The sequence below is a fragment of the Streptomyces sp. NRRL S-495 genome, assembly GCF_000966955.1.
Lineage (GTDB): Bacteria > Actinomycetota > Actinomycetes > Streptomycetales > Streptomycetaceae > Kitasatospora > Kitasatospora purpeofusca.
In genome coordinates this window covers 1-341 of record NZ_JZWY01001284.1, presented here as the reverse complement: position 1 = coordinate 341, position 341 = coordinate 1, and the positions used below count along the sequence as shown (strand labels likewise).

The window sequence follows — 341 nt, the reverse complement described above, 5'->3', positions numbered from 1 at the left end:
GGCTTCCGGATCGAGCTCGGCGAGATCGAGGCCGTCCTCACCGCCCACCCCGGGGTGGTGCAGGCCGCCGTGCTGCCGCACCAGGACGGCACCGCCGGCACCCGGCTGGTCGCCCACCTCGCGGTCGCGGCCGGCGCCGACCCGGCCGCGCTCGACCTCGCCTCGGTGCGCGCCCATGTCGCCGCCGCGCTGCCCGACTACATGGTCCCGGCGGCCTTCACCGCCCTGGCCGCGCTGCCGCTCAACGTCAACGGCAAGCTCGACCGGGCCGCCCTGCCCGCCCCCGACTTCACCGCCGCCGCCGGAGCCGGCCGGGCCGCCCGCACCCCGCGCGAGGAGAT

General features: G+C 79.2%; 1 protein-coding gene. It reads left to right on the top strand.

Going from position 1 to position 341, the window contains the following annotated elements; all coding sequences use genetic code 11:
• Positions 1-341, top strand: a 341-nt coding sequence (locus VR45_RS41195) for a hypothetical protein (protein WP_045945109.1), incomplete at both ends; no start/stop codon positions are given.